16 protein-coding genes are annotated in these 17,474 nt (G+C 76.5%); 3 read left to right on the forward strand and 13 right to left on the reverse strand.

Going from position 1 to position 17,474, the window contains the following annotated elements:
• Positions 1-79 precede the first annotated feature (79 nt).
• Positions 80-1,480 (reverse strand): VWA domain-containing protein, encoded by a 1,401-nt coding sequence (locus tag ACOQFB_RS13645; protein WP_059439034.1) that lies wholly within the window; start codon positions 1,478-1,480, stop codon positions 80-82.
• Between the two features lie 89 nt (positions 1,481-1,569).
• Here ACOQFB_RS13645 and ACOQFB_RS13650 point away from each other — a divergent pair, with 89 nt between their 5' ends.
• The gene (locus ACOQFB_RS13650; RefSeq protein ID WP_059439035.1) at positions 1,570-2,820 is read left to right on the forward strand and encodes a M48 family metallopeptidase; all 1,251 of its coding nucleotides are present in this window, start codon (positions 1,570-1,572) and stop codon (positions 2,818-2,820) included.
• A 26-nt stretch (positions 2,821-2,846) separates the two neighbouring features.
• Here the strand turns inward: ACOQFB_RS13650 and ACOQFB_RS13655 are convergent, their stop codons facing one another.
• The 8 genes from ACOQFB_RS13655 to ACOQFB_RS13690 form a co-directional block, all read right to left on the reverse strand.
• Entirely contained in the window at positions 2,847-4,028 is a 1,182-nt protein-coding gene (locus tag ACOQFB_RS13655; protein WP_421610083.1) for a TonB family protein, read from the reverse strand.
• A 158-nt stretch (positions 4,029-4,186) separates the two neighbouring features.
• Positions 4,187-5,977: an AMP-binding protein gene (locus ACOQFB_RS13660; protein ID WP_421610084.1), complete on the reverse strand. Its 1,791-nt coding sequence runs from the start codon at positions 5,975-5,977 to the stop codon at positions 4,187-4,189.
• A 109-nt stretch (positions 5,978-6,086) separates the two neighbouring features.
• On the reverse strand, positions 6,087-7,403 hold the full coding sequence (locus ACOQFB_RS13665) for a class I SAM-dependent RNA methyltransferase (RefSeq protein ID WP_421610085.1): 1,317 nt from the start codon (positions 7,401-7,403) through the stop codon (positions 6,087-6,089).
• Positions 7,404-7,553: 150 nt separating this feature from the next.
• Positions 7,554-7,910 (reverse strand): TIGR02266 family protein, encoded by a 357-nt coding sequence (locus tag ACOQFB_RS13670; protein WP_059438671.1) that lies wholly within the window; start codon positions 7,908-7,910, stop codon positions 7,554-7,556.
• A gap of 14 nt (positions 7,911-7,924) precedes the next feature.
• Positions 7,925-8,716 (reverse strand): SAM hydrolase/SAM-dependent halogenase family protein, encoded by a 792-nt coding sequence (locus ACOQFB_RS13675; RefSeq protein WP_421610086.1) that lies wholly within the window; start codon positions 8,714-8,716, stop codon positions 7,925-7,927.
• 29 nt (positions 8,717-8,745) lie between these two features.
• Positions 8,746-9,402: a 3-oxoacid CoA-transferase subunit B gene (locus ACOQFB_RS13680; RefSeq protein WP_421610087.1), complete on the reverse strand. Its 657-nt coding sequence runs from the start codon at positions 9,400-9,402 to the stop codon at positions 8,746-8,748.
• A 15-nt stretch (positions 9,403-9,417) separates the two neighbouring features.
• Positions 9,418-10,119 carry a CoA transferase subunit A gene (locus tag ACOQFB_RS13685; RefSeq protein ID WP_421610088.1) on the reverse strand — a complete coding sequence of 234 codons (702 nt, stop codon included), beginning with the start codon at positions 10,117-10,119 and terminating at the stop codon, positions 9,418-9,420.
• Between the two features lie 10 nt (positions 10,120-10,129).
• Positions 10,130-11,311, reverse strand: coding sequence for an acetyl-CoA C-acetyltransferase (locus ACOQFB_RS13690; RefSeq protein WP_421610089.1), 1,182 nt, complete (start codon positions 11,309-11,311; stop codon positions 10,130-10,132).
• Between the two features lie 247 nt (positions 11,312-11,558).
• Here ACOQFB_RS13690 and ACOQFB_RS13695 point away from each other — a divergent pair, with 247 nt between their 5' ends.
• Positions 11,559-12,461, forward strand: coding sequence for an isoaspartyl peptidase/L-asparaginase family protein (locus tag ACOQFB_RS13695; protein WP_421610090.1), 903 nt, complete (start codon positions 11,559-11,561; stop codon positions 12,459-12,461).
• A 33-nt stretch (positions 12,462-12,494) separates the two neighbouring features.
• Here ACOQFB_RS13695 and ACOQFB_RS13700 read toward each other — a convergent pair whose 3' ends face one another.
• From ACOQFB_RS13700 to ACOQFB_RS13715, 4 genes are all read right to left on the reverse strand, one after another.
• Positions 12,495-13,190: a head GIN domain-containing protein gene (locus tag ACOQFB_RS13700; protein WP_421610091.1), complete on the reverse strand. Its 696-nt coding sequence runs from the start codon at positions 13,188-13,190 to the stop codon at positions 12,495-12,497.
• A gap of 119 nt (positions 13,191-13,309) precedes the next feature.
• The gene (locus tag ACOQFB_RS13705) at positions 13,310-14,089 is read right to left on the reverse strand and encodes a slipin family protein (RefSeq protein WP_059438664.1); all 780 of its coding nucleotides are present in this window, start codon (positions 14,087-14,089) and stop codon (positions 13,310-13,312) included.
• A 58-nt stretch (positions 14,090-14,147) separates the two neighbouring features.
• Positions 14,148-15,599, reverse strand: coding sequence for an NfeD family protein (locus tag ACOQFB_RS13710; protein ID WP_421610092.1), 1,452 nt, complete (start codon positions 15,597-15,599; stop codon positions 14,148-14,150).
• A 2-nt stretch (positions 15,600-15,601) separates the two neighbouring features.
• Positions 15,602-16,258: a uracil-DNA glycosylase gene (locus ACOQFB_RS13715; protein WP_237758101.1), complete on the reverse strand. Its 657-nt coding sequence runs from the start codon at positions 16,256-16,258 to the stop codon at positions 15,602-15,604.
• A 264-nt stretch (positions 16,259-16,522) separates the two neighbouring features.
• Between ACOQFB_RS13715 and ACOQFB_RS13720 the strand changes: the two genes are divergently transcribed.
• Positions 16,523-17,467: a zinc dependent phospholipase C family protein gene (locus tag ACOQFB_RS13720; protein ID WP_059438688.1), complete on the forward strand. Its 945-nt coding sequence runs from the start codon at positions 16,523-16,525 to the stop codon at positions 17,465-17,467.
• Positions 17,468-17,474 lie beyond the last annotated feature (7 nt).

Genomic DNA, 17,474 nt, shown 5'->3' on the forward strand with positions numbered 1-17,474 from the left:
GGCGCGGAACCTATGGAAGGGTGGGCGGGGAGTCAATCACCGCCCGTCGCGGGGGGCGGCCGGACCGGGACCCGCCGCGTCAGCGGCCGGGCACCAGCGCGTCGGCGATCCCCTCCAGCTCGGCGAGCGTGGTCACCGGCGCCACGCGGTCGCAGTGGGCCGCGTAGAGCGGCAGCTCGCTGTCCCCGGTGCCCCACAGGTGCCGCGGCTCGGGGCACATCCACAGCACCCGCCGGGCCCGCCGGCGCAGCTCCTCGAGCACCCACGCCTCCGGGGGGTTGTAGTTGTTCCGGCCGTCGCCGATGACGAGCACGGTGGTGCGCCGGGTGACGGCGGGCAGCGCGGCGCGGTGGAAGGTGCGCAGCGCCCGGCCGTAGTTGGAGTTGGCCGCCAGGCTCACCGCCCGCGCGGCCACCGCCAGGTCCGCGGCGCGGGCCGGCTCGCGCTCGGCCCGCAGCTGCGCGGTCACCTCGGCGAGGTCGGCCACGAACACGAACGTGCGGACGCGGCTGAACAGCGACTGCATCGTGTAGAGGAACAGCAGCATCAGCCGGGTGACGTGGCGCACCGACTCGGAGACGTCGCACAGGACGACCACGTCCGGCCGCTGCGGGCGCCGGCGCCGGAACACCACCTGCGCCGGGAAGCCGCCCAGCCCGAGGTTGCGCCGGAGCGTCCGCCGGACCGCCAGCACCCCGCGGCGGCGGCTCCGGTCCCGCCGCACCAGCCGGCTCTTCAGCCGCTCGGCGAGCCGCTTCACGGCGCGCTCGGTGCGCGCGAGCTCGTCGCGCGAGAGCGGCGCGAGGCCGCCGCGCCCCTGCTCCGCGCGCCGCACGCTGCGCGCGCCCGCCTCCAGCTCCGCCCAGCGCCGGGCGGCGTCCTCGACGCGCCGGAGCGCGGCGGCGACCCGCTCCGACACGAGCTGCAGCTTCGCCGGGTCCAGCCCGCGCGCCCGCAGCGCCTGCTCCAGCGCGGCCGCGTCGGCCGGGAGCGCCGCGCCGCCGGCCGCCGCGAGCAGGCGCCGGCCCTGGAAGCCGGTCGCACCGGCGCTCGCCAGCGCGGCGAAGTCGAGCTGCTGCGCGGCCGCGCGGAGCAGCCTGGCCAGGAGCCCGGGATCCCCCTGGAGCGCGGCGAGGGCGAGCGGGCTCATCGCGGACGCCAGCTCGCCCAGCGTCCAGGCGACCATCTCCAGGTCGTCGGGCTCGAGCAACCCCTGCTCCCCCAGCTCGGCGAGCAGCCCGCGCTCGGCCCCGGCCACCAGCCGGCCCATCCCGGAGAACAGCAGGTCGAAGAGCGCCTCGAACACCGGCACGTCCGCGGCGCGCTTCACCAGCGTGGCCCGCAGGGCGGCCTTGAACGCGCCCCGGTCCTCGACGCCCACCAGCGCGCCGGCGGCGACCGCGTCCGCCACCTCGGCGGGCGACACGCGCACGCCGTTCGCGCGCAGGAGCCGGGCGAGCTCGGAGACCAGGGCGTCCACCCCGCGAGTCTAACCGGGCCGGCCGGCCGGCGCGCCGGGACGGCGGGGCCGGCTGCGCGCGCGCCGGGGTCGGTGTATGACGGGAGGCCATGGGACCGCTGGTCGTGCCCGTCTTCCTGGCGCTGTTCGCCGTCCAGCTGGCGGTGGAGACCGGCCTGCTCGCGCTCAACCTCCGCCACGTCCGCCGGGTGCGGGGCGTGCCGACCCCGCTCGCGGGGCAGGTGAGCGACGAGATCGCGGCCCGGAGCCGCGCCTACACGCTCGCGAACGGGCGGCTGGCGCTCGTGGACGGGCTGTGCTCGGCGGCGGCCACGCTCGCGGTGCTGTTCTCCGGCCTGCTGCCCTGGCTCGACCGCGCCGTCTCGGCGCGCCTGGCCGGCCCCCACCGCTTCGTGGCGTACCTGATGCTGCTCGCCGTGGGCGGCGCCGCGCTCGCCCTCCCCTTCTCCGCCTGGCGCACGTTCGTCACCGAGACCCGCTTCGGCTTCAACCGGACCAGCCTGGGCACCTGGCTCGGCGACCGCGCCCGGAGCCTCGCCATCCAGGTCCTCATCGGCGTGCCCGTCCTGTACGCCGTCTACGGGTTCATGCGCTTCTCCGGCGCGCACTGGTGGCTCTGGCTGTTCGCGTTCCTGGTGGTGGTGCAGGTGCTCCTGCTGTGGGCGTGGCCGACGCTCATCGCGCCGCTGTTCAACCGCTTCCAGCCGCTGCCCGAGGGGCCGCTCCGCGAGCGGCTCGACGCGCTGGCGCGCGAGGCGGGGTTCGCGAACCGGGGGCTGTTCGTGATGGACGCGTCGCGCCGCTCCGGCCACTCGAACGCCTACTTCACCGGCATCTTCCGGCCGCGCATCGTGCTGTTCGACACGCTGGTGGCGAGCATGAGCGTGGACGAGGCGGCGAGCGTGCTCGCCCACGAGATCGGGCACTACCGCCGGCACCACGTGCACCGCGGGCTGGCGCTGTCGCTCGCCGGGACGCTGGTGATGCTGTTCGTCCTGTCGCGGCTCGTGCCCTGGCCGCCGCTCTACGCGGCGTTCGGCTTCGACGGCCCGTCGCTCCACGCGGCGGTCGCGCTGCTGTCCCTGTGCGGCGGCGCGTTCGTGTTCTGGCTGGCGCCGCTCGCCGCGCAGATGTCCCGCCGCCACGAGTACGAGGCGGACCGCTACGCGATCGCGCTGGCGCGGGCGCCGGACGCGCTCGCGAGCGCGCTGGTGCGCCTGAACGGCGAGAACCTCTCCAACCTGCACCCGCACCCCTGGTACAGCGCCTGGCACTACAGCCACCCGACGCTGGTCGAGCGGCTCGAGGCGATCCGGGCGCAGGCCGCCCCCGCCGGCTGAGCGCCGGGGGAGCGCGCCCTCCCGCGCTACTCGTCGAAGCGGATGGGCATCACCACCCAGAGCCGGGTGGGCTTGCCCGCGGCGTCGGCGCCGGGCGCGAAGCGGCAGCCGCGCACCGCCGTCCAGATCGCGTCGGCGACGCGGCGGTCGGGCAGGTCGCCCATCACCTGGAACAGCCCCACCGTCCCGTCCTTCGCGACCGCGAAGCGCACCGTCACCGGCCCGCTCACCCGCTCGCGCGCGTCGCGCGGCAGCCGGATGGCGTCCTGCACGCAGCGCGGCACCAGGAGGTTCGGCTTGCGGAACCCGGCCGCCGCGTAGCGCGGCGCGTCCTCCACCGGCGTCGCGCCCGCGGGCGGCGGCGGCAGCGGCACGTCGGACCAGCCGCCGCGATCGCCGTCGGCGTGATCGAGCGACACGAGCGTGGCCGGGCCGACCGAGCCCGCGCCGCGCGACGGGGCCGGCTCGGCAGCGCGCTCCGAAGCGCGCTCCGGGGCGCGCGCGGCCTGCGGACGAGGTGCGGGCGCGGGGGCCGGCTGCTCGCGGGCGGCGCGCGCCGCGCGCGCGCGCGGGGTGGGCGCCTCCGGCGGATCGGCCGGCGCGGCGACGGCCGGGGGCAGCGTGCGGGCGGCGACCGCGGGGGCCGGCGCGGGCGCGGCCGCGAGCGCGGCGGGCTCGACGGGCGGCGTGCCCGCTCGTCCTGAGCCTGTCGAAGGGCGAGCGGCGAGCGCCGCCGCCTCGGCGGGCGCGGCGGCGTCCGGGGCCGGCCCGGCGCCCTCCAGCTTCCGGGCCTGCCACACGAACGCGATCACCGCGGCCAGGCACAGGACGGCGATGCCGCCCAGCACCGGCGCGGCGCCGCGGCGAGGGGTCACGCGCGCGAAGGCGGGGCCGGCGGCCGGGCCGCGGTAGCGCGCGCGCTCCGGGGTCGCCGGCGTGACCGCGGTGGGCGACGGGGGCTCCGGATCGCCGCCCAGGTCGAGGTCCTCGAAGCTCGCCTCGGCGCCGGCGGGCGCCTCGTCGTCGAAGCCGAGCGCCTGCGCGAGCGGCACGGCCGGGGTCGGCGCCGGCGCGGCGGCCGGGAGCGGCGGGGGCGCGGGGGGCGGCGCGCTCGCGCGCCCGGCGGCGGCGGCGGGCGAGGCCGGGTACCCGCACGCGCAGCGGGGCGCGCCGGCGGGCACCTCGCCGCCGCAGCGTGCGCACGTCACGTTTGGTGAATCCATCGCGCCCCCCGTCACCACGGACCGATGGTGTCTGGTGTACCAGCCGCCCCGCGGCGCCCCAAGTCGCGCGGGTGGGGTCCACGTGACGGGTCGTGCGACCCGCGCGCACCTCGGGAGAGATCGGCGGCGGCGGTGGGCGGCGCCTACACCGCGCCGTACAGCTGCGCCAGCGAGGGCGCCAGCGACTCGATGAGCGCGTCGCGCTTCACCTTCAGCGTCGGCGTGACCAGCGCGGGGTGCTCGTGGGGCGCGCCCGGGATCACCAGCAGCCGCTTGGGCTTCTCGAACTCGCTGAACGCGGCCAGCGCGGCGCGGGCGCGCGGGAGGAGCTCCTCCGCCGCGTCCTTGCCGGCGGCGGCGAGGCGGGCCAGCTCCTCCCTGGCCACGAACACCGCCGCGGCCACGAAGGGCCTTCCCTCGCCGAGCAGCACCGCGCCCTGGAACGGCTCGGCGGCGGCGATCGCCTGCTCCACCGGCTCGGGCGACACCTTCTTGCCGGTGGAGAGCACCATGAGGTTCTTCTTCCGGCCCTCGATCCGGAGCGCGCCGTCCGGCTCCTCGCACCCGACGTCGCCGGTGCGGAAGAACCCGTCCTCGGTGTAGGCGCCCTCGGCGTCCTCCGGCTCGAGGTAGCCGGTGAACAGGAGCGGGCCGCGCACCTGCAGCTCGCCGTCGGGCGCGAAGCGCAGGTCGTGCTCCGGCGTCGGGTACCCGGCGCTGCCGGCGCGGCGGGGGCCGGAGAACAGGTTGGACGAGATGAGCCCGGCCGTCTCGCTCATGCCGTAGAGCTCGACCATGGGGATGCCGAGCCCCTCGTAGAAGCGGAACAGCGCCGGCGCGGCGGGGGCGCCGCCCGCGAACACGCCGCGGATCCGGCCGCCCAGGCGCGCGCGCACGGCGCGCCCCACCAGCCGGTCGGCGAGGCGCGCGAGGAGGCGATCGCCGAGGCGGCGGGATCCGTCCACCCGCACGCGCACCGCGGCATCGAGCGCGCCGCGGGCGAGCGCGCGCGCCGGCGCGGGCAGCGCGTCCACCCGCGCCAGCACGCCGGCGCGGATCCGCTCGTACACGAGCGGCACCGAGAACAGGTAGGTGGGGTGCAGCTCGAGCGCGCGCTCGATGTCCTCGCGCCGGGCGGTCATGGCGAGCGCGTGGCCCTGGGCCAGCGCCAGCGTGAACTGCGCGTGGCCGGCCACGTGCGCGAAGGGCAGGAAGTGCACGCCGAGGTCGTCCTCGGAGGTGCCGACCGGCAGGGTGCCGCCCTCCACCGCGTGCACCATCGCGCGCTGCGGCAGCCGGACGCCCTTGGGCCGGCCGGTGGTGCCGCTCGTGAACAGCAGCAGGAACGGGTCCTCCTCGCCCACCGCGGCGGCGAGCGCGGCGTGCTCCGCGCCGTCGAGGCCGGGCGCGCCCGGCCCGGTCGCCTCCTGGAGCGCCGCGGCCGAGAGGCCCGGGGCGAGCGACGCCTCCGGGAGCGGCTCGCCGGAGAGGACGACCCGCAGGCCGGCGGCGGCGAGCTCGGCGCCGACGGGCGCGAGCTTCTCCCAGCCCTGCGCGCCCGAGACCAGCACCACCACCGGGCGCACCCGCCGCGCGATGCCCTGGGCCGCCTCCGCCGAGAGGCTCGCGAACAGGGCGGCCGTCTCGGCGCGGAGGAGCTGGGCCCCGAGCGCCACCAGCTGCCACTCGGGCGAGTTGTCGGCGAGCAGCAGGATGCGCGTCCCCGGGCCGACGCCGTGCGCGCGCAGGAACGCGGCCGCGCGGCCCACGCCGGCGCGGAACGCGGCGAACGTCAGGGCGCGCGGGGCGGCGCCGGGGGTGGCGGGGTCGAAGAACCGGAGGAACGCCTTGTCCGGGAGCCGCGCCGCGGTGTGCTCGAGCATGGCCGGCAGCGTGCGGGCGGCGTAGCGATGGATGGGGAGTCGCGTGGGCATGGGGGCTGGCCGGTGGCCGGTGCGAGCCTGCCCCCGGCGTGTCACCACGGTGTCACGGCACGAACGGTCGGTGCGCGCGACGCCGCGCGGCGGCGCGCCGGGCGCCGCCCTACCGCTCCAGCAGCGCCACGCCCTCCACGTGGTGGGTCTGCGGGAACATGTCCACCGGGACCACCGCCGCCACGCGGTAGCCCGCCTCGACGCAGGCGCGCAGGTCGCGCGCGAACGTCGCCGGGTCGCAGGAGACGTAGACGGCCCGCGGGACGCCCAGGTCGCGGAGCGCGGGCCCGATCCCCCGCGCTCCCTCGCGCGGCGGATCGAGCAGCGCCGCGCCGAACCGCCGCGCCGCCGCCCCCGACTCGCGGCCGAAGGCGCGCGCCAGCGCCAGCGCGTCGCCCGCGAAGAAGCGCACGTTCCGGCCGCCCAGGTCGGCGCGGGCCAGCTCGAGCGCCGGCCCCTGCACCTCCACCGCCGACACGCTCCGCGCCCGCTCCGACAGCGGCCCGGTGAAGTTCCCCGCCCCGCAGTGCAGCTCGAGCACGTCCTCGCCCCCGGGCGCGAGCAGGTCCAGCGCGGTCTCCACCAGCCGCGCGTTCGCGCCGCGGTTCGCCTGCTGGAACACGTCCGGGCGCGAGCGCTGCGTCCCGGCCTCGGGCCGGCCCGGCGCGCGCGCGTGCCGCAGCACCGGGTCGCCGGCGGTCGCCGGCTGGCCGCCCTCGGCCTGGAGCACGAGCCCCTGCAGCGCCGGCACGGCCCGGAGCAGCGCCTCGGCGCGGGCGCGCACCGGCGCGGTCACCTCGGGGAGGAGCAGCCACGCCGCGCCCCGCCCGGCGGCCTCGGACCACTCCAGCGCCACCTCGCGCGGCGAGAGCCGCGCGTCGGCGAGCGCCGGGCCGACCGCCTCGCGCAGCGCGTCGAGCCCGGGCTCGAGCAGGTGGCACTCCCGCAGGCGGACCGGCTCGTGCGACCGCCGCCGGAAGAAGACCAGCCGGCCGGCGGCGCGATCGTGGTGGAACTTGGCGCGGGCGCGGTAGCGCAGCGGCGACGGCGACGGGACGATGGGCCGCGCCGGGTAGCTGCCCGGCTCGAGCTTGCCGATCCGGCGCAGCGCCTCGTGGAGCGCCCGCTCCTTCGCGGCGAGCTGCAGCGGGTAGGCGACGTGGAGCCACTCGCAGCCGCCGCAGGCGGCGTCCGGCGACGGGCCCGGGCCGAAGTGGCGGCACGGCGGCGCGACGCGGGCCTCGCCGGGCGCGGACAGCTCGACCAGCGCGCCGTGCGCGGTGGCGGCGCCGGGGCGCGGCGCCGGGACCTCGGCCACCACCCGGTCGCCGGGCGCGGTCCAGGGCACGAACACGGTCAGCTCGCCGTGGCGGCCCACCCCCTCGCCGCCGGGGGCGAGCGCCTCGATGGTCAGCGGGATGCGCACGCGCCGGGGATAGCACGCCCGGGCGCGGACTTCATCGCCGGCCGGCGCTCGCGCTCGTCCGCCCGCCCCTCGACAGGCCCGGGGCGAGCGGAAGCCTCGGAGGCTCCGGGCGACCGGAAGCTGCGCTGCGGGGCGAGCGGAACCCGGCGCTCAGGTCTCGTCGAGATCGCGCCGCAGCCGCGAGACGAACGCCTCCAGCTCGCGCCGCCGCGGCTCGTCCACGCCGGTGAACTCGATGCCCATGCCCGGCACCACGTTGACGGTGTTGCCGAACGGGCTGACGCGGGTGACGCGACCTTCCAGGTGGTACGGGAACGACGCGCCGGGGAGCTGGATCAGGATCTTGACCGCCGTGCCGACCGGCAGCGGGTTGCGCGTGTTGATGAACAGCCCGCCCTGGCTGATGTCCGTCGCCCAGTCGCTGAGGAAGGCGCCCACCGTCCGGTAGGCCACGGGGATCTCGTGGTGAAGGCGCGCGGAGCGCCGCTTCTTCTCGGACGGCGTCATCCGCGAAAACTGTATCAGGGGCCCACGGCCGGGCCAAGAACGAGGCGGACCTGGAGCCCGTGGGCGCCCCCCAGCCGCGCGGCCGCGCTCCCCTCGCGGATGGCCAGCTCCACCCGGCCGCCGCTCCCGACGAGCGCGACCAGCTCGCCCGGCGCCCCCTCCCCGAACGTCCGCACCCAGCGCGCCGGCTGGTCCCCGGCGAACGCGGCGGCGACGGCCGCGCCGCCCAGCTCGGCCGCGCGGATGGAGGTCACCACGTTCCCGAACCGGTCGGCGGCCAGCGCCACCCCGCGCACCGCGCCCCCGGCGACCTCGGCGGCCGGCCACTCCAGCCGCACCGGATCGGCCAGCTCCCGGCCGAGCGCGGCGGGGGTCCCGCCGCGGGCGAGGTAGATGGCCGCCGGCGCGAACAGGTCGCGGCCGTGGAAGGTGGCGGTGCGCGGCGGCGCCAGGACGCCGCCGGTGGCGAGCGCCCAGGCGCGCGCCCCCGGGCCGAGGAAGGGGGTGAGCAGCCCGTTGTCCGGCCCGAGCAGCCGCCGCCCCTCGGGATCGACCACGCACAGCGCCCGGCGCGCGGTGCCGACCCCCGGGTCCACGACCGCGAGGTGGACCGCCTCCCGGGGGAACCAGGGCAGGCAGGCCTCGAGCATGAGCGCGCCGGCGAGGACGTCGAAGGCCGGCACCTCGTGCGACACGTCCACCAGGCGGGCGTCCGGGAACGCGACGAGCAGCACCGCCTTCATCTGCGCCGGGAACCCCGAGCCGGCGCCGAAGTCGGTGGTGAGCGTGAACAGCGGACCGGCCACGGGGTGCCCCTCCCTGCCCCGCGCGGCGCTCAGGCCTGCATGGTCCGCAGATCGGGCGCGACGATGAGCTTCGGCTCGGTGAGCGCCTGGATCGACTCCACGGTCTCGCCCGGCGCGAGCTCCCGCAGGACCAGCCCGTCCTTGGTCACGTCCAGCCAGGCGCGGTCGGTGCAGATCGACGACACGCAGCGGAGGCCGGTGATGGGCAGCGAGCACTGCCGGAGGACCTTCGGCTTCCCGTCCTTGGTGGCGTGCTCCATCATGACCACCACCCGCTTCGCCCCGGCGACGAGATCCATCCCGCCGCCCATGCCCTTCACCATCTTGCCCGGCACCAGCCAGTTGGCGAGGTCGCCGCGCTCCGACACCTCGAGCGCGCCGAGGATGGCGAGGTCGATGTGGCCGCCCCGGATCATCGCGAACGACTCGGCGGAGGAGAAGAACGCGGCGCCCTTCACCACGGTCACCGTCTCCTTGCCGGCGTTGATGAGGTCCGGGTCCAGCTCGTCCTCGCGCGGGTACGGCCCCACGCCCAGGATCCCGTTCTCCGACTGCAGCACCACCTCGACGCCGGGCGGGACGAAGTTCGAGACGAGCGTGGGCATCCCGATGCCGAGGTTCACGTAGAAGCCGTCGCGCAGCTCGCGGGCCACGCGCGCGGCGATCTGCTCTCGGTTGAGCGGCATCGCTTCGCTCCTCCCCTACGCCGTCGCCGGACGGACCGTCCGCCGCTCGATCCACTTCTCGTACCGCTCGCCGCGGACCACCCGCCTCACGTAGATGCTGGGCGTGTGGACGAGGTCCGGGTCGAGCGCGCCGGGCTCGACCACCTCCTCCGCCTCGGCCACCGTGATCGCCGCGGCGGCGGCCATCATCGGCTGGAAGTTGCGGGTGGTCTTCCGGTACACGAGGTTGCCCCAGGTGTCCGCCCTCCAGGCCTTCAGGAAGGCGAAGTCGGCCTTGAGCGGCAGCTCCAGCAGGTACTCGCGGCCGGACAGCAGCCGCGTCTCCTTGCCCTCCGCCACCTGCGTGCCGACGCCGGTGGCGGTGTAGAAGCCGCCGATGCCGGCCCCGCCCGCGCGGATGCGCTCGGCGAGCGTGCCCTGCGGCACCAGCTCCACCTCCAGCTCGCCGGAGAGGAACTGCCGCTCGAACTCCTTGTTCTCGCCGACGTACGACGCGACGATCTTGCGGATCTGCCGCGCCTTCAGCAGCACCCCGAGGCCGAGCTCGGTGGTGCCGCAGTTGTTCGAGACGAGCACCAGGTCGCGCACGCCCTTGCGGTGCAGCGCGAGGATCAGGTTCTCCGGGTTCCCGCACAGGCCGAACCCGCCCACCATGATGGTGGCCCCGTCCTTCACGTCCGCGACCGCGGCGTCGGCCGACTCGACCAGCTTGTTCATCCGCCCCCTCCTACCGCTCCACCACCACCGCGACCGCCTCGCCGCCGCCGATGCAGAGCGACGCCACGCCGCGCCGGCGATCGAGGTCCTTCATCGCCTGGAGCAGGGTCACCAGGATGCGCGCGCCGGACGCGCCGATGGGGTGGCCCAGCACCACCGCGCCGCCGCGCACGTTCACCTTGCGCGGGTCGAGCCCGAGCAGCGCGTTGTTCGCGATCGAGACCACCGCGAACGCCTCGTTGATCTCCCAGAGGTCCACGTCCGCGACCTGGAGCCGCGCCTTCGCGAGCGTGGTCCGGATCGCGTCGGCCGGGGCGATGGTGAACTCCACCGGCGCGCGCGCGGCGCCGCCCCAGGCGCGCAGGCGCCCGAGCACCGGCAGCCCCTCGCGCGCGGCGCGCTCGGCGCTCGCGAGCACCAGCGCCGCCGCCCCGTCGTTGATGGAGGAGGAGCTGGCGGCGGTGACGGTCCCGTCCTTCTTGAACGAGGGCCGGAGCGTCGGGATCTTCTCCGGGCGCGCGCCCTTCGGCCCGTCGTCCTCCGCCACGACGGTCTTCTCGCCCTTCCTGCCCTCGATCTCCACCGGGACGATCTCGGCCTTGAACGCCCCCGCCTTCCACGCCTCGACGGCGCGGCGGGTGGACTCGATCGCGTACTCGTCCTGCGCGGCGCGCGAGATCCCCTGGGTGGCGGCGCAGTGCTCGGCGCACATGCCCATGTGCTGCTGCCCGTACACGTCCCAGAGGCCGTCGTGGATCATCCCGTCCACCAGCTCCACGTTGCCCATCCGCGCGCCGGTCCGCGCGGTCCGGTCGTAGTACGGGACGTTCGACATCGACTCCATGCCGCCCGCCACCACCACGTCGGCGTCCCCGAGCGCGATGGCCTGCGCTGCGGAGATCACCGCCTTCAGGCCGGAGCCGCACACCTTGTTGAGCGTCCAGGCGGGCGTCTTCTCCGGGAGGCCCGCGTAGATCGCGGCCTGCCGGGCCGGGGCCTGCCCCTCGCCCGCCTGGAGCACGTTGCCCATCACCACCTCGTCCACCACCGAGGGCTCCACCCCGGCGCGCGCCAGCGCGGCGCGGATGGCCACCGCGCCGAGGCGCGGGGCGGTGACGGAGGCGAGCGAGCCGAGGAAGGAGCCGATGGGCGTGCGCGCCGCCCCGACGATGACCACTTCGCGTCCGGTCATGGTGACCTCTGGGTGAGGGACCCGCCCAAGGGACCTCGGGCGGCGCCCCGAAGATAGGAAGGCGTTTCCCCGCTCGTCAACCAATCGTCGGAGTCCGCGCCCGGCGCCGCGCCCCGTCCGGTTCGTTGCGGTCGCGGCCCTGATCTGCGTGCCCGCGGGCCGCCCCGGGCGCGTCCGCGCGCCGACGCAGATCGGCACCGCGCGCCGCCTTGCCCGGTCCGCCGGACCGCCGCTACGCTCCCGGCCCATGACGCCATCACCGATGGTCACACCGGCGCTCGTGGTCCACGGGGGCGCGGGGCAGCGCAGCCCCGACCGCGCGACCGACGCGCCGCGGCTCGAGGGGCTCCGCCGCGCCTGCGAGGCCGGCTGGCAGGTCCTCTCCCGGGGCGGCGCCGCCCTCGACGCGGTGGAGGCCGCGGTGCGGGTGCTGGAGGACGACCCGCTGTTCAACGCCGGCAGGGGCGCCGCGCTCACCGCCGAGGGGGCGGTCGAGCTGGACGCGTCCATCATGGACGGCGCCACGCTGGGCTGCGGCGCGGTGGCCGTGGTCCGCGACGTGGCGAACCCGATCTCGCTCGCCCGGGCGGTGATGGAGCGCTCGCCGCACGTGCTGCTCGCCGGCGAGGGCGCCTCGGCGTTCGCCCGCGAGGTGGGGATCCCGGCCTGCGACCCGGCCGCGCTCGTCACGCCCGCGCAGCGGGCCCGCTTCGAGGCGGAGCGCGCCGCGGCGCGCGGGAAGCCGGGGCACGGGACGGTCGGCGCGGTGGCGCGGGACGCGCGCGGCCACCTCGCCGCGGCCACCTCCACCGGCGGGATGATGCTGAAGCGCGCCGGCCGGGTGGGCGACACGCCCATCATCGGGGCGGGCACCTACGCCGACGACGCCTCGGCGGCGGTCTCCTGCACCGGCCACGGCGAGCGCGTCATCCAGGTGACCCTGGCGCGCTACGCGGCCGACCGGGTGGCGGCCGGCGCCGCGCCGGGGGAGGCGGCCCGCGAGGCGGTGCGGATGCTCGCCGCGCGCGTGCAGGGCGAGGGCGGCCTCATCCTGGTCGGCCCGGCGGGCGACCCGGCGTTCGCGTTCTGCACCGAGGTCATGAGCCGCGCCTGGATCGGGCAGGACGGGGTGGTGCGCGCGGAGGTTTGAAGGGGCGCGCGGCCGCGCCGGCGCCCCGCCCGCCTACCCGCGGGTGATGCGGCCGGAGCCGGCCACGGCGGCCTGCTCCACCCGGCCCTCGCCCCACCACCGGACGTCGCCGGAGCCGGACACCGCCGCGCGGAGCGTGCCGCCGGACAGGGTGACCTCGGCGTCGCCCGAGCCGGCGATCTGCACCGCCGCGTCGTGCGCCGCGAGCCGGCGGCCCAGGATCTCGCCCGAGCCCTTCACGGCCGCGTCCAGGCGGTCGGCGCGCCCGTCCAGCTCCGCGGAGCCGGAGCCGTTGAGCTCGACCCGCAGCTTCCCGGCGGTGCCGGTCCAGCGCAGGTGGCCGGAGCCGCTCATGGAGAGCACCTGGTCGCCGCGCGCCCCGTCCACCGAGGCGCTCCCGGAGCCGGCCAGCGCGAGCCGCTCGAGCGCGGGCACGGTGACCTCGACGCGCGGCCCGCGGTACGAGCGGAGGTCGCGCTCGTTGCGGATGGTGAGCGTGCCGCCGCGGACCTCGGTGACGATCTCGGGCTGGAGGTTCTCGTCGGCCACCACCACCACCGACTGCGCCGGCCCGACCTTCACCTCGAGGTCGAGCGAGCCGGCGAGCTGGATGGCCTGGAAGGCCGGGACCTCCCGGCGCTGGTGCACCACGTGGCCGTCGCCGTCCACGGCGGCGGCGGAGAGCGGTGCGGCGAGGGCCGCGGCGGCGGCGAGGGCGGCGAGGCGCATGTGTTCCTCCGGCGATGGTGCGGGCGCGGGAGGGCGCGGCGTCGCCGCCGCGCCCCCCGCACCGGGTCCTCTCTCCCAGAGCGGACCCGGGCCCATACGCAGCGTGCGCCGGCCTTATTTCACCCGCCCGTCCCCGACCCGCCGGGGAGCCGCGCGGCGGCGTCCATGAACGGCTTCACGATGTCGAGCGGCAGCGGGAACACGATGGTCGAGTTCTTCTCGGCGGAGATCTCGACCAGCGTCTGGAGGTAGCGGAGCTGCAGCGCCCCCGGCGAGCGGGCGATCACGTCCGCCGCCTGCCCCAGCTTCTCGGCCGCCTGGTACTCGCCCTCGGCGGCGATGACCTTCGACCGCCGCTCGCGCTCCGCCTCGGCCTGCTTGGCCATGGCGCGCCGCATCTCGTCGGGGAGGTCCACCTGCTTCACCTCCACCGCGGTCACCTTCACGCCCCACGGCTCGGTGTGGCGGTCGATGATCTCCTGGAGCTGCCGGTTGATCTTGTCGCGCTGGCTGAGCAGGTCGTCGAGCTCCACCTGGCCGAGCACCGAGCGCAGCGTGGTCTGCGCGAACTGGCTGGTCGCGAACAGGAAGTCGGTGACCTGCAGGAACGCCCTGTCCGCCTGGAGCACGCGGAAGTAGATGACCGCGTTCACCTTCACCGACACGTTGTCGCGCGTGATGACGTCCTGCGGCGGGACCTGCTCCGCGGTCACGCGCATGTCGATGATGATCATCCGGTCGATGAACGGGACGATCCACTTCAGGCCGGCGGTGCGGATCCCGGCGAAGCGCCCGAGCCGCAGCACCACGCCCTGCTCGTACTCGTTCACGATCCGGATGCCGGACAGGAACCAGATGACCACCAGCGCGACCGGGACGGCGACTCCGAGGAGCGGCATGCTTTCCTCCCTGCGGCCGTCACGTCACCAACGGTGAGCGGCGCGCGTCCGCTCCGTTCTAGCCGTTCCGCGGCCCCTCGGCCACCACCGTGACCGTCAGCCCCTGCACGGCCACCACCCGCACGGCGGCGCCGCGCGGGATGGGCGCGTCGCTGCGCGCCTGCCAGTACTCACCGTGCACGAACGCCTCGCCCGCCGCGGGCCCGATGTCGGAGAGCGCCTCGCCGGCCGCGCCCACCAGCGCGGGCGCGCCCAGGTGGAGCGGCGCGCGGCGCACGCGCGCCACGTTCCAGGCCATGAACGCGAGCAGCAGCGCCAGCGCGGCCGGCGTGGGCCAGATCACCCACGGTGACAGCCGGAGCGCCCCCGGGTCGAACCAGTCGCCCGGCGCGGAGGTGTTCACGAAGAACAGCGTCCCGAGCACCAGGCAGGCCGCGCCGGCCAGCCCGGCCAGCCCGTGCGCGGTGACGTACGCCTCGGCCACGAGCAGCCCGACGCCGGCGAGCAGCAGGATCACCGCCCCGACGTTCACCGGGATGACGCGCATGGCGAGGAACGCGAGGAACAGGCAGAACCCGCCCGCCGCGCCGGGGAAGATCATGCCCGGGTGGTAGAACTCGACCGCGATCCCGAGCATCCCGACCAGCATCAGGATCGCCATGACGTTCGGGTCGGCGAGGAACCCGAGCAACCGCTGCCGGACGGTCGGCTCGTACGGCTCGACCGCCGCGCCCGCCACGCGCAGCGGGCGCGCCGCCGCCCCCTGCCCCACCTTCCGGCCGTCGGCCTTCGCGAGCAGCTCGGGCAGATCGGCGGCCACCAGGTCCGCCACCTTCAGCTTCAGCGCCTCCTCGGCGGTGACCGACACGCTCTCGCGCACCGCCTTCTCGGCCCAGTCGGCGTTCCGCCCGCGGGCGGCCGCGACGCTGCGCGCGAAGGCGGCGGTGTCGTTCTCCACCTTCTTCGCCATGTCCTTGCCGGCCTCCTCGGCCACGTCCCTGCCCGCGCCGGTGACCGGGTGCGCCGCGCCGATGTTGGAGGTAGGGTGCATGGCCGCGACGTCGGCGGCGAGCGTGAGGAACACGCCGGCCGAGCCGGCCCGCGCGCCGGCCGGGCCGACCCACACGATCACCGGCACCTCGGTGGCGAGCATGGCCTGGACGATCTCGCGCGTCGCGTCGAGCTGGCCGCCGGGCGTGTCGAGCGTCACCACCAGCGCCGCGAACCCGCCGGTGCGGGCGCGCGCCAGGGCGGCCTCGAGGTACTCGACCGTGCCGCCGGTGATGGGGCCCTTCACCACCGCCGACAGGACCCGGGCCGGCGCGGCGGCCGGCGGCGCGGGCGGGGGCGCCGCGGCCCCGGTGGCGCGCGCCGCGACGCCGGCGGCGAGGAGCCCGGCGCACAGGAGCGGCAGCGCGGCGCGGGCGCGGCGGGGAACGGCGGATCTCGCGGCGCGGGCGCGGCGGGGAACGGCGGATCTCGCGGCGCGGGCGACCTCGCCGTGGCGCATGCTCACCTCCCGGGCGGCGGCTTGCCCAGCTCCTTCATGACGAGCTGCAGGTCCTCCCACGCCTTCTTCTTCTCCTCGGGGCTGCGCAGGAGATAGGCGGGGTGGAACGTCGGCATGAGCCGGATGCCTTCGTACTCGCGCCAGCGGCCGCGGAGCCGGGTGATGGGGGTCGTGTCCCGCAGGAGGGTCTGCGCCGCGAACTTGCCCAGCGCGACGACGACGCGCGGCCGGATGGCGGCGAGCTGGGCGCGCAGGAACGGCTCGCACGCCTCGATCTCGTCCGGCTCCGGGTTGCGGTTCCCGGGCGGGCGGCACTTCACCACGTTCGCGATGTAGACCTGCTCGCGCTGGTAGCCCATCGCCTGGATCATCTTCGTCAGGAGCTGGCCGGCCTTCCCGACGAACGGCTCGCCCTCGCGGTCCTCGTCCGCGCCCGGCCCCTCGCCCACGAACACCAGCTCGGCCTGGGGGTTCCCCACCCCGAACACGAGCGTGGTGCGGCCGCCGGCGAGCTTGCAGCGGCGGCAGTCGCCGAGCGCGTCGCGGACCTGGACGAGCGCCTCGCTCCCGCAGCCCTTCTCCGCGGCGGCGGACGGGCGGGAGGGCGCCTCCCGGGTTCCCGCGGGCGGGGTGTGCTGACCAGGAGGAGGGTGGGTCACGGGGGCAGCGCCGACGGGCGCGCTGCCCTCGGCCGCACGCCCGGCCGGCCGGGCATGTGCGACCGCCGCCGGCGGTTTCACGGGCAACGACGGCCTCGGAACCTCCCGGACGCCGGCCGCCTCCAGCCAGCGCAGGTGTCGCGCCAGCTCGGCCGCGACCTCCGACACCGCCTCCCCTGAACGCGCTTCGCCCACCTGACCCCTCGAAAAAACAGGAACCTCGCGTTGCGACCGCCGCCGCGCGAAACCTAGAATCGAACCCCGATGAAGCTGCTCCGCCTGCTCCTCCCCGCCACCCTCGCCGCCGCCGCCGTCGCCATCCTCGCCTGGCCCTCCGACGCCCAGGCGTGGGGGCCGCTGGCGCACCTCAACTTCTCGGCGCAGGCCCTCGCGAACCTCGGGGTGGCGCAGCCCTCGCTGCGCCTGGTCCTGCAGGACTTCGGCAACGAGTTCCTCTACGGCTCCCTCGCGGCGGACATCGTGGTGGGCAAGAACATGGCCCGCTACCTGTACCACTGTCACAACTGGCGCGTGGGCTTCAACGTGTTCAAGCAGGCGAAGCCCGGGGCCGAGCAGGCCTTCGCGCTCGGCTTCCTCGCGCACCTCTCGGCCGACACGGTCGCGCACAACTACTTCGTGCCGTTCAAGACGGTCGCCTCGTTCCACAAGACCAACACCCGCCACGCCTACTGGGAGCTGCGCTACGACCAGCGCATGGACCGCGACCTCTCGCGGCTGGCGCGCCAGGTGTCCACCCGCGCCATCCGCGGCCACGACGACTTCCTGGCGCGCACGCTGACCGGCGCGTCGGTGATCCCGTTCGGCGTCTCGCGGCAGCTGTTCCGGTCGCTGCTGGTGAGCGCGCGGATGGGCCGCTTCCACCACGTCTCGCGGCTGGCGCTGGCGCGCGAGCGCAACCTGGTGCTCGAGCCCGACCTGGTCACCGAGACGAACGAGCTCGCGGTGCAGGCCATCCTCGGGCTGCTCGCCGAGGGCGAGCGCAGCCAGGCCGCGCGGGCCGACGCCACCGGCGCGCGCAACATCCGGCTCGCCACCGACCTCCGCAAGCAGCTGAAGGAGCGGACCGCGCGCCACCGGATCCCGTTCCGCGACGCGACCGACATCGCCGAGGAGACGCGCCTCAGCTTCCGGCGCGGGATCCACGGCAAGCTGATCCTGCCCCCGTCGATCGCGAAGCTGGCCGCGTAGGCGCGGG

This window comes from Anaeromyxobacter sp. Red801 (assembly GCF_049201065.2).
Classification (GTDB): Bacteria; Myxococcota; Myxococcia; order Myxococcales; family Anaeromyxobacteraceae; genus Anaeromyxobacter.